This window comes from Methylomonas sp. LW13 (assembly GCF_016865255.1).
In the GTDB taxonomy this organism is placed as follows: Bacteria; Pseudomonadota; Gammaproteobacteria; order Methylococcales; family Methylomonadaceae; genus Methylomonas.
In genome coordinates, this window is the sequence record NZ_CP033381.1 from 4,923,124 (window position 1) to 4,934,936 (window position 11,813).

At 49.3% G+C, this 11,813-nt stretch carries 11 protein-coding genes; 7 read left to right on the top strand and 4 right to left on the bottom strand.

The genetic code is table 11. The features are described from left to right. Positions 1-280: 280 nt before the first annotated feature. Positions 281-1,660 carry an AmpG family muropeptide MFS transporter gene (locus tag JL719_RS22430; RefSeq protein WP_084153288.1) on the bottom strand — a complete coding sequence of 460 codons (1,380 nt, stop codon included), beginning with the start codon at positions 1,658-1,660 and terminating at the stop codon, positions 281-283. 262 nt (positions 1,661-1,922) lie between these two features. Further along, positions 1,923-3,230: a sodium:proton antiporter NhaD gene (nhaD, locus tag JL719_RS22435; RefSeq protein ID WP_225587310.1), complete on the bottom strand. Its 1,308-nt coding sequence runs from the start codon at positions 3,228-3,230 to the stop codon at positions 1,923-1,925. Positions 3,231-3,442: 212 nt separating this feature from the next. On the opposite strand from nhaD, the gene JL719_RS22440 reads away from it, so the two are divergent. Further along, a complete protein-coding gene (locus JL719_RS22440) occupies positions 3,443-5,095 on the top strand; it encodes a nitrite/sulfite reductase (protein WP_033156776.1) in 1,653 nt (550 codons plus the stop codon). Further along, positions 5,082-5,537 (top strand): DUF934 domain-containing protein, encoded by a 456-nt coding sequence (locus JL719_RS22445; protein WP_033156777.1) that lies wholly within the window; start codon positions 5,082-5,084, stop codon positions 5,535-5,537. The genes JL719_RS22440 and JL719_RS22445 overlap by 14 nt, the downstream gene beginning before the upstream one ends. A gap of 110 nt (positions 5,538-5,647) precedes the next feature. Here the strand turns inward: JL719_RS22445 and ctpA are convergent, their stop codons facing one another. Both ctpA and JL719_RS22455 read right to left on the bottom strand, forming a co-directional pair. Continuing rightward, positions 5,648-7,012, bottom strand: a complete 1,365-nt coding sequence (ctpA, locus tag JL719_RS22450) for a carboxyl-terminal processing protease CtpA (RefSeq protein WP_033156778.1) — start codon at positions 7,010-7,012, stop codon at positions 5,648-5,650. A 37-nt stretch (positions 7,013-7,049) separates the two neighbouring features. After that, complete coding sequence (locus tag JL719_RS22455) at positions 7,050-8,261, bottom strand: murein hydrolase activator EnvC family protein (RefSeq protein ID WP_225892929.1); 1,212 nt, start codon at positions 8,259-8,261, stop codon at positions 7,050-7,052. Between the two features lie 390 nt (positions 8,262-8,651). Here JL719_RS22455 and JL719_RS22460 point away from each other — a divergent pair, with 390 nt between their 5' ends. The 5 genes from JL719_RS22460 to mraZ all read left to right on the top strand — a co-directional run bounded on the left by JL719_RS22460 (position 8,652) and on the right by mraZ (position 11,808). After that, a complete protein-coding gene (locus JL719_RS22460) occupies positions 8,652-8,963 on the top strand; it encodes an ArsR/SmtB family transcription factor (RefSeq protein WP_033156780.1) in 312 nt (103 codons plus the stop codon). 179 nt (positions 8,964-9,142) lie between these two features. Beyond that, the gene (locus JL719_RS22465) at positions 9,143-9,433 is read left to right on the top strand and encodes a rhodanese-like domain-containing protein (protein WP_308441620.1); all 291 of its coding nucleotides are present in this window, start codon (positions 9,143-9,145) and stop codon (positions 9,431-9,433) included. A 33-nt stretch (positions 9,434-9,466) separates the two neighbouring features. Beyond that, positions 9,467-9,940 (top strand): protein-export chaperone SecB, encoded by a 474-nt coding sequence (gene secB, locus JL719_RS22470; protein WP_033156782.1) that lies wholly within the window; start codon positions 9,467-9,469, stop codon positions 9,938-9,940. Between the two features lie 5 nt (positions 9,941-9,945). Next, positions 9,946-10,947, top strand: coding sequence for an NAD(P)H-dependent glycerol-3-phosphate dehydrogenase (gene gpsA / locus JL719_RS22475; protein ID WP_033156783.1), 1,002 nt, complete (start codon positions 9,946-9,948; stop codon positions 10,945-10,947). A 393-nt stretch (positions 10,948-11,340) separates the two neighbouring features. Beyond that, positions 11,341-11,808: a division/cell wall cluster transcriptional repressor MraZ gene (mraZ, locus tag JL719_RS22480; RefSeq protein ID WP_033156987.1), complete on the top strand. Its 468-nt coding sequence runs from the start codon at positions 11,341-11,343 to the stop codon at positions 11,806-11,808. Positions 11,809-11,813 lie beyond the last annotated feature (5 nt).

Below are 11,813 nucleotides of genomic sequence, written 5' to 3' on the forward strand. Positions count from 1 at the left end.
GTTCCGGGCTACATACTTGATAGAGAACTGCTTATGATACGATCTCGGCAAGCAATCTGCAACACAAAAAACAGTATTAAACACTAACTTAGCGCCTCAGACCATCACCGCTAATCACCAGTCGGCATCAATAACATATTAAAACCCCAGCAGGCAGTGCCGGATTGAACCGGCATCACGAACAGACGCTAAGAACAAGATAGCGCTTCTAAAAGCCTACTAAACATTTCGTGTAATTTGCTATCAAATCAGGGGGCTATCAATACTTTAGTCACAAGGACTATCGCTTGATGTTCTGCATGCGCCAAAGCAGCAGCAATAGCAGCAGCGGCGGCACCGCGGTCAGGCCAGTAGCCACAAACGCAGTAGCATAGGCTCCGGGTAACCCGTATATGGGCGTGAGCGTTTCGACCGCAACCCCGGAGAATCCTTTCAGGAATTTGCCAAGCAAGGCGTAAGTTGACGACAGCATGGCGTACTGAGTGGCGGTGTAGCCCAAACTGGTCAGGCTCGACATATAAATTACCAAGGCGACGCCCGCGAAGGACTGGGCAAAAGCGTCGAGCGTCATGACTGCGGCGAAAATCGCTGTGTCTGCGTTGACGCTGAGTAAGGCGAATGCCGCCGTGCCAAATCCCTCGAACACAAGTCCCGCGATCAGGGTTGGTAACAGGCCGGATCGCACGGCACTGAGACCCGCCGAGGCAATACCGAAAAAGGTGGCAACCAGCCCGAACGAACCTCGCACCCAGGCCACCGTATCCTTGGAAAGCCCGAGATCATGATAATACGGGTTGTACATTGGCCCCATCACGAAATCAGGCAGGCGATAGAGCGCCACCATCAGCAGCATAAGCAGCCCTGCAACCTTGTGATTGACGAAAAAGTCGATGAACGGGCCGATGATCGCATCGGCGAGGCCGCGCAAGGTCCATAGCGGAGACTTCTGGCGCCGCACCACATCAGCGCGGGTTGGCTCAGAGGCACATAGGGTTGCTACGGTGCAAAGTGCCATCAACACCGCCATGACAACGTACGACATGCTCCACCCGACACGGGCCGCCGCAGCAATGATCAAGGCGTCGGTAATAATGAGAGCGACACGGTATCCGACCTGCGCCGCCGAAGTCATCAACCCCACGTCGGCGTCGTCGGACGCGGATTCGATTCGCCAAGCGTCGATGGCGATGTCCTGCGTGGCTGACGCGAAGGCCGTCAACAACGCGAAGGCACCAATAGCCGCCAGCCCGCCTGCCGTCCCGACAGCGGCCATACCCAGCAGACCGATGGCGATCAAAATTTGGCACAGCAGCATCCAACCGCGACGACGCCCCAGACGGCCCAGCAGCGGCACATCGATATGATCCACCAGCGGCGACCAGTAAACCTTAAAGGCGTACGCAAAGCCAACCCAGGACATGAAGCCGATGGCAATCAGGCTCGTGCCGTCATCCCGCAGCCAGTAGCCGAAGGTATTGGCTGTCAGCAGGAAGGGCAGGCCCGAGGCAAAGCCCAGCGCCAACATGACGGCCACCTTGGGCTGCTTGAGCTCATGCATCACTTCCAAAGCGGAGCGCTTGCTGCGCACAACGGGGGTTGATTGGGTTGCGGGCGACGGCTTCTGAGCCGAATTAGGGGGGACGTGCGTCGGCGTGCTCATGCAGGAATAGTACTTTAATCGAGTAAGGCCCTACACCCACCAGAGTAAAAAAGCCTATAACCAAAAGATAATCCTGTCCATCGGCCAGCCAAACCGATACAGGCGAAGAAACCGACTAGAAAGGAAGTCCGGCTGAAACCGAGAAATACCACACTCAGAACACGCCAATGCGTAAAAATAGAGAAAGCGCTACGCCAACTATTAATAGTCTTTGTCACGCGCCTTCCCTTACTTTATTGCAGTTCTATCAAAAATCGACGAATTAACCGTTTATCAGATAGTGGGTAACGATACTCGCCGCATAGCCTGCAGCGATAACCGGCGTCCATTTCAAGTGACTGAAGAAGGTGTATTTGTGATTGGATTGCCCCATCAACGCTACGCCTGCCGCAGAACCCACCGAGAACAATGAACCACCCACACCGGCAGTCAATGTCACCAACAACCATTGATACAAATCCATATCCAGATTCATATTCAGTACCGCGAACATCACCGGGATGTTATCAACTATTGCTGAAATTATACCGACCAGGATGTTGGCGGTGGTTTGACCCAAGCCGTCGTACATCGCGCCGGACAACAATTCCAGGTAACCGATATAACCCAAGCCGCCTACCGCGAAGACCACACCAAAGAAGAACAGCAACGTATCCCATTCAGCTTCCTTTACGCGATCAAATACATCAAGATGCACCGCATCAGCTGAGGCGAAGCGCATCTTTATGTAGTAGATGAATAACATCAATATGGACAACCCTGCCATCATGCCCATGAACGGTGGCAAATGCAGAAATTGTTTGAAGCTGACGGCCAAACCGATGGTAACGCCGAACAAACCACAAACCACCCAACCACCGGGCTTCAATTCAACAGCGGCCTCGTTGGTTGCTTTTGGCTGACCACTTGGAATCGCTTGCGCCATGAAGAAGGCGGGCACGACGAAATTGACGACAGAGGGAATGAACAACTTGAAGAAATCGAAAAACTCAGCATAACCAGCTTGCCATACCATCAAGGTCGTGATGTCACCGAATGGGCAAAACGCGCCACCGGCATTTGCCGCGATCACCAAGTTGACGAAACCGATAGAGACGAATTTTTCGTTATCCGCACCCACGGCCATCACCACGGCGCCGACCAACAGCGCAGAAGTCAGGTTGTCAGCAACCGAAGACAGGAAGAAGGTAATGATGCCGGTGATCCAGAACAATTGCTTGTAGCCAAATTGTTTACGAATCAACCAGGAGCGTAGCGCTTCAAACACATTACGTTCCGCCATGGTGTTGATATAGGTCATCGCCACCAGCAAGAACAACATCAACTCTGCGTACTCTTTCAAATCATGTTCGAAAGCTTTATGCAGTTCTTCACCGGAAACACCGGCCTCTTGAGCCAATATCGCCACATGCCCCCAAATCACGGCAGCGGCAAAGATAACCGGCTTGGATTTACGCAAATGCGTAAACTCTTCTGCCATCACAAATCCATAGGCCACCAAAAAGATCAGAACGGTATAAATGCCCCGCTCGGTTCCGGTTAAGCCCAGGTTATGAAACTCTTCAGCCATGGCGATTTCCGGCAAAAACAGCAAGCCGGCCAAAATTAACAGTAAGCGCAACAAGATAGCCCCCTTTATCCTCTATGTTTTAGTCATTATTGAAAGCGGAAAAAACTAACCGGGCATGTTATCACCATACAATATTCTTTGTCATTTAATCCCGGCCAGTATATTATTCAGATACCTAGCAAAATAGTATGTAAACCAAGCATCGCCTTTAAATGTATCAATATAACAAGCAAGATCAAACACTTATCGAAGAGCGCGTCAATGAGTTTCGCGGTCAAACCCAACGCTTTTTAAGCGGCGAACTCGGCCCCGACCAATTTAGAGCCTTGCGGCTGATGAACGGTTTGTACGTGCAAACCCATGCGCCGATGCTCCGTGTCGCAGTACCTTACGGACTGCTTTCGTCCAAGCAATTACGCAAACTGGCATCGGTAGCTCGCGACTATGATCGCGGCTATTGCCATTTTACGACCCGCCAAAACGTGCAATACAACTGGCCGGAACTTAGTCGAGTACCCGACCTGCTCGCCGAACTGGCGACCGTGCAAATGCACGCCATTCAAACCAGCGGCAATTGTCTGAGAAATACAACCTCCGACCCCTTAGCCGGCATTTGCAAGGACGAAATCGAAGATCCGCGTCCGTATTGCGAAATCATTCGCCAATGGACAACCCTTCATCCGGAATTTGCCTTTTTACCACGTAAATTCAAGATCGCCGTTAGCGGCGCTACGCATGATCGGGCCGCCGTGCAATTTCATGATATTGGCGTCTATTTGGTTAAAAACGAAGCTGGTGAAATCGGCTTCAGAATTTTGGCCGGCGGCGGTCTGGGTAGAACCCCCATCATTGGCCAAACCGTTAGACCTTTTCTGGAAAAACAACATCTGCTTTCTTATTTGGAAGCGATCCTGCGAGTCTACAACCTGTTCGGCAGACGCGACAACAAGTATAAAGCGCGCATCAAAATCCTGGTCAAAGAAACCGGATTGGAGAAGTTTACCGCCATGGTCGAAAAGGAATGGCTGCGCATTAAGGAAGATATGATCCTGAGCAACGAACGCATTGAGGAAATCAAAGCGCAGTTTTTACCACCCGCTTACGATCCCAGCGCTGCGGATGACAACGCCCTGACCGCGCAGTTGGCCGACAACACCGATTTTGCAAAATGGTTTAAATACAATACCGTCGAACACAAAATCGCCGGCTATCGCGGCGTCTACGTTTCACTAAAAGCCCCGGATTCTCCTCCTGGCGACATGACTGATAAACAGCTTGAAGCGGTAGCCGATTTGGCTGACCAATTCAGCTTTGGCGAAATTAGAAGCACTCATAGACAGAATTTGGTCTTGGCTGACGTGAAACAAGCCGACCTGTTTACAGTATGGCAGCAACTAAACGCCATCAAATTGGCTACACCCAACATCGGCACCGTCACCGACATGATCTGTTGCCCGGGCCTGGATTTTTGCTCGCTGGCCAATGCCGGCTCTATTGGCGTAGCAAAGGAACTCAACGAAGCATTGGATGATTTGGATTACATACACGACATCGGCGACATCAAAATTAATATGTCTGGCTGCATGAACGGCTGCGCCCATCAAAGTGTCGGCCACATCGGCATTCTGGGCGTCGATAAACATGGTGAGGAGTGGTATCAAATCACCTTGGGCGGCTCTTCTGAAAACGAAGCAGCGATAGGCGAACGCCTGGGACCATCAGTTCCCAAAGACCAAATCACCTCGACCATCACAACGATATTAGACGTTTACATCAAGCAACGCCTTGAAGACGAAGCATTTTTAGAGACCGTCAAGCGTGTTGGCCTGGAACCATTCAAAGAAAGAGTTTATGCAAATCATTAAAGATCGACAGTTGGTAGAAAACACCTGGACTTTTGTTGCCGACGACAATCCGTTACCAGAAAATGGTGACATTACAGTCACATTAGCGCGTTGGCTGACAGATAAAGAACAACTACTCAAACGCTCCAGCCAAACCGGCGTTCGGCTCATTCCCAGCGATCAAATTGAACCGCTGACTAACGACTTAAGCAAAATTGGCGTGATAGAACTTAATTTTCCGATATTCGGCGATGGTAGGCTTTTTTCGCAAGCACGCTTACTAAGGAGCCGCGACGGCTATCAAGGGGAAATTAGAGCCGTCGGCGATTATCTGCCTGATCAGGTATTTTATTTGGCGCGGGTGGGCGTGAATGCGTTTGAGTTTTCTGACCCAAACCATATTCAAGAGGCTCTGGCAGCCATGAACAATTTCTCAGTACGCTATCAGGCATCGACAAACTAAGCCAAAACCGGCGACTTGTCTTAAGTACCTGACAAGAAACAAAAGCCACACAATAAAAAACCCGCTTGACGAATATCGTCAAGCGGGTTTTTCTTTGCCCTATATCTGAGCTACTTTTTCATAATGCTGATACCTTTCAGCAGATTCAACGCTTCATGCAAAGGATAGTCGCGAATTTCCGCTTCTGAAGATTCGTTGGTATCGCCATCTTTTTCAGACGGGTCTTTCGCATCATCTTTATCCTCTTCTTCGGATTTTTTCTCCGGCTTCGCGTTACCGTTAGTCAAGTGGTGCGTCAGATCGGCTTCTTTAATCGACTCGATCTTAGCTTTTTCCAATGATTCCAGCTTAACTCTCGCCAAAGTCACATCAGGCTCGATGCCCTGCGCCTGAATTGAGCGACCGGAAGGCGTGAAGTAGCGGGCTGTAGTCAATTTCACCGCCGCGCCATTGCTGGTCGGCAGAATGGTTTGCACCGAACCCTTCCCGAAAGATTTTTCACCCATGATGATGGCTCGTTTGTGATCTTGCAACGCACCAGCAACAATTTCGGATGCCGATGCCGAACCGCCATTAATCAACACCACAATCGGCGCACCATTAATAATGTCATCCGGTGTTGCACTAAAACGCATTTCTGAGTTTTTGATTCTGCCTTCGGTGTAAACGATCAAACCGGACTCGATAAACGCATCACTGACATCAACAGCAGCATTCAATACACCGCCGGGGTTATTACGCAAATCCAGCACAATACCTTTCAGTGGGCCTTCGTTTTCTTTTTTCAGCTCGTCGACCGCATCCAACAAACCTTGACCGGTACCGGATTGAAAACTACTGATCCTCAAGTAACCGTAATTTTTTTCCAGCAGTTTGTTTTTAACACTTTTGACTTTGATGATGTCGCGGGTCAAGGTAAATTTCAGCGGCGCTTCTTCGCCTTCCCGAACAACAGTCAACACGATGTCGCTACCTGGCTCGCCACGCATAATTTTGACTGCGTCGGCCAGAGTCATGCCTTTAACCGGCTTGTCATCCAGACGCACGATCAAATCGCCCGCCTTGATGCCGGCGCGCTGAGCAGGTGTATCATCAATCGGCGAAACGACTTTAACAAAGCCATTTTCCATACCCACCTCAATCCCCAAACCGCCGAACTGACCAGTGGTGCCTTCTTGCAACTCTTTATATTCTTCGCTAGCCAAATAAGCCGAGTGCGGATCAAGGCCGGACAACATACCGCGAATCGCATCTTCCAACAGTTTTTTGTCGGATACGGGTTCGACATAGTCCTGTTTGATACGCCCGAATATCTCGGTAAATGTCCGCAACTCATCAAACGGCAAAGCCTGTAAATCATCTACCTTGGTCGAAACAGGTGCTTCCTTTTCCGCCAGGACACTGCTGCACAAACTCAGCGTCGCACCCAAAATAAACCCGACCAATAAAATCACTATATTTCTGTTTTTTAGCATGTGTTTTAAAACTCCAACAACCTGTTCCTGTAAATGATTAACCCTTGCCCGGCTTACGGCACCATTGCTCGGGATCTATGGGCCGACCTTGTTTCCTGATGCCGAAGTACAATGCCGCATCAGCACGCCCCCCGCTACGTCCAACCGAAGCCAATGTCTCACCGGCTCTAACATGCTCTCCCACGCTTTTATGCAAACTTTGATTGAATGCATACAAACTCATATAACCCTTACCGTGATCAACAATGATCATCAAACCATAACCCCGCAACCAATCGGCGTAAACAACTCTCCCGGCATTGACCGCATGAATATCGGCACCTTCGCGAGCGCTAATCACCACGCCGTCCCAGGTTGTTTCGTAGCGGCGACTGCCGAAACGATCCGTTATCGCCCCTTGCACCGGCCAAGGCAGCTTTCCTTGCAACTCGGAAAAAGAAAGACCCGTCGGTTCGCGAACAGGATTGACTTCGGATTTTTTTGGCGGCTCGGGTTGTTCGACAGGCTTTTCGTGCTTATCAAGCACGCGCTCCGGTGCAACCGCAGGTTCATTATCATCAGTTTTCTGCAATGATGCTACCAAGGCTTGCAATTTTTTCTCGTCACGCATCAAGCCAGCCAGCAGGGCGCTTTTTGACGCATAATCTTGCTGAATGTCGGCAAGCAAGGCTTCTCGCTGTTTTTTCAGCGTCTGCATCGCCTCGGTTTCTTGTTGTTTCTTGTCGAGAGACACTTGCAATAACTGAGTTTCCGTGTCTTTTTGCGCCTCCAACTGCCGCAAAACCTTGAAATCCTCAGCCATGGCCTGAAGCTTTTGTAAGCGGGCCTTACTAATGTAATCGTAGTAAACCAACATGCGACTCGATAACGCCGGATTACGTTGGTTAAGGATAACTTTCAGCCCTTCCTTATCGCCACCCATCGCATAAACCGACTTAATCAGCCCCTCAAGCTCCTTCTCCTGACTACGCATGTCTTTTTGCGTGGCAACGCTTTTATTACGCACTTCCTGCAATGCCTGTACTTGCTGCCTGATTTCAGCTTTGATAGCTCGCAGACTATTCGCAAGCTCCCCGTATTGCCGCTCCAGCTTTTGCAACTGCTCTAACAACCGAGACTTTTCAACCCCCAGGCTTTTGACGTCATCGCCAACTTGCTGGATTTGCGATTGCACTTCTACCAAGCTGCGGGCTTTTACGGGATCGCCCTTAGCCGGCACTGCGCAGACAATCGCAATCCAAGCGATCAAAAAATATTGGTAAACATGCATCGATTAGGCAACCGGCAATAACCATCCAATCATTGACGCGGAGAGCAGCAATAACGGCTTTGCTGGACTGACCATTTGTTACGGACTCCAAACATTAGTTTTGCGGACGTTAAGGCAGATAAAATTTGGCCTAGTCAAAAAACGAGCCAACCCAAGCAGCTCCGAGCTATTTTCCCAAGCCTCTAGCCGAGGGTATTGAACAATAAAGCCCACTCTGTTAGATTTGCTCACCTTTTATTGCGTTAGCGCAAGCGATTAAACCCACTTGCGCCGTAGCGACATTATACCAGCACAAGGATGTCGTCATAGCTCGAAAAGTGCCATTGCTCTCTCACTGCTCTTAACTTTTGCCACGATCATCGTTATTAAATGGAAGACAAAAACGATACCATCCTCTACGACGACAACGATATTAATCGGGCCGCGCGCTGCTTGAAAGCGATGTCTCATCCGTTGCGCCTGAAAATCCTTTGCGTACTCGGCAATAACTCGATTAGCGTACAAGAGATCGTTGAGCAAGTTGGCACGAGTCAAAGCAATATTTCCCAGCACTTGGCAATACTGCGAGACAAGGGCATTCTCGATTACAAAAAAGAAGCCAATCGGGTTTACTATTTTATCGACGATGAGCGTGTAACACACCTGATTCAAATGATGCGCAGCGTTTTTTGCGGCACGTAAACAGCATTCAATAACCACTAAAATAAACCCACGCGATGGACCAATATATAGAATTTGCCACCAATCACTATTTGCTAGCATTCTCGCTGGTATGCGTTATTTTTTTGCTAATCCAGGATTTGCTCGCGAACTCATTCAATAAGTACGAAAGCATTTCTCCGTTGATTGCAGTCACCAAAATGAACAGTGACGATGTCGTTGTGCTTGACGTGCGAGAAACCAACGAGTTCGCCAAAAGCCACATCGAAAACGCGATCAACATTCCCTTAGGCAAAGTAGAAGAACAACTGGGCTCTCTGGAAAAGCATAAAAATCATCCTATGATCGTGACCTGCCAGACTGGCGCCCGCTCGGTAGCCGCTTGCAAAACACTGACCAAAGCAGGATTTGAGCATGTATTCAATATGACGGGCGGAATGCAATCCTGGGAAGATAACAAGCTCCCCATCAAAGTCAGCAGTAAACACTAAAGATTAATCAACCAACCCTAACAAGTAATCATCATGGCCGAAATCAACGCATCCAGCGAAAAGCAGTTCGCGATTCAAAAGATCTATACCAAAGACATTTCTTTTGAAACCCCCAATGCTCCAAAAATATTCACGCAAAAGTGGGAACCCGCGCTGGATCTTAATCTCGGCACGCACGTTCAACCCATCGAAAACTCGATGTACGAAGTATCGCTGACATTAACTGTCACCGTGAAAATTGCCGACACAACGGCCTATTTAGTTGAAGTCAATCAATCCGGAATTTTTTCAATAGCCGGTTTCAGCGAACAAGAAATGGGACCAATGTTGGGTAGCTTTTGCCCCAACGTCTTGTTCCCTTATGCGAGAGAGGTCATTTCCGACCTAGTGAATAAAGGCGGTTTTCCACAGTTAATCTTGGCGCCGGTCAATTTCGACGCATTGTATATGCAGCACCTGCAACAAGCGCAAACCCAACAGGAAACTGAAGCTAAAACGCTAAATTAAGCGGAATGCCACCATCTATCAGTATCCTTGGTGCCGGCTCATGGGGAACCGCTTTAGCGGTACAGGCAGCCAGAAATGGCTGCAATACCCTGTTGTGGGGCCATAATCCCAAACACATAGCCGCATTAAAGCAAACCGGCGAAAATGCACGCTATTTACCCGGCATCCATTTTCCAGAAAAACTGCAATTCACCGACAATCTTGCGGAAGCCGTGGGGTTTAGCGCGGTATTGCTTATTTCGGTCCCCAGCCACGCCTTTAGGGACTTATTGACGCAAATCAAGCCCACGCTCAGTGAAAGCTCCCGCATCGCATGGGCCACCAAGGGTTTCGATTCCCAAAACGGCGCCTTGTTAAGCGAGGTGGCGACGCAAATACTGGGGGCGAATATCGAATGCGCCGCACTCTCCGGCCCCACATTTGCCCAAGAAGTAGCTGCCGACCTACCAACCGCACTCACCATCGCCTCTAACTCGGAAGGCTTCGCCACCCAACTTAGCGAACGATTGCACAACCAACGATTTAGGATCTACACCAGCAACGATATTATTGGCGTTCAGGTAGGCGGAGCCTGCAAAAATGTTTTGGCAATCGCGGCAGGCATAGCCGACGGCCTTGGCTTTGGCGCTAACACACGGGCAGCACTAATCACTCGCGGTCTAACGGAAATTATGAGACTAGGCATCAAGCTTGGCGGCCAAGCCGACACTTTTATGGGCCTAGCCGGTCTGGGCGACCTGATTTTGACTTGTACCGACAATCAATCCAGAAACCGCCGCTTTGGCTTGGCATTAGGCCAAGGCAAAGACCAAAGATACGCATTAAGCGAAATCAATCAGGAAGTCGAAGGCGTATCCGCAGCCCGAGAAGCGCACCGTTTATCGCAAAAATACGGTGTCGAAATGCCAATCACCGAACAAGTTTACAAAGTCTTATTCGAACAACTCTCCCCCAAACAAGCCGTCCAAAACCTGCTGACACGCGATCAAAAGCCGGAAAGTTTGTAAATTTCGTCTGAAATAGCCCAACGAACTCAATCTAAGGGCTCTACCACTATTTATTCCAAACCACAGCCGCCAATCTTTTGCTCAGAAAAACCAGCCTTACCGCTAACCGTCCAAACAGCTTGCTACAGCAAACCGCGTGCAAAAAGTGAGAATTAGCACCTAATAATTGCAATTCACATCAAAAACCATCATTAACTTTTTGATACAAATCATTTTTACTCGAAACCCTCGCATATACCGCCTAATACGCACCAATCCTGCGTAAGTCCTTGTAGAAAAAGAAAGAATTTAATTTAAATGCCTCTTGACTAAGCACCCGTTGAAAACTATAGTGGTGCAAAAGTGATGTAAAGTGGTCAGAAATGGATTTTTTTGGAATTTTTGAGGTTCATCTTGTTTCGAGGCATAAGTTCAATCAGTTTGGATGCGAAAGGGCGCATTGCAATTCCTACCCGCTATCGGGAGGAGTTACAGGAGTCCTGCGACCGCCAAATGGTTGTGACCGTTGCAGTTGACGACAAATGCGTCGGCGAACCGGGTTGCCTATGGCTATACCCGTTACCGGAATGGGAAAAGCTTGAACAAACCATCAGCAAACTACCAACATTAAACAAAATGGCCGGCAAGTTACGACGTTTTGTGATCGGCAATGCCTCGGAATGTGAAATGGATAACCAAGGGCGCCTGCTGCTTCCGGAAACCCTTCGGGAGTTTGCCGGTATGGAAAAACACATCATGCTAGTTGGTCAGCTCAACAAATTTGAAATATGGAATGAAGCGGCCTGGAAGGCCAAAGAACAGGAATGGATGGACGGTAACGACACAGAGGGCCTTGAAGAACTTGGCTCGCTGTCGTTTTGACGGAG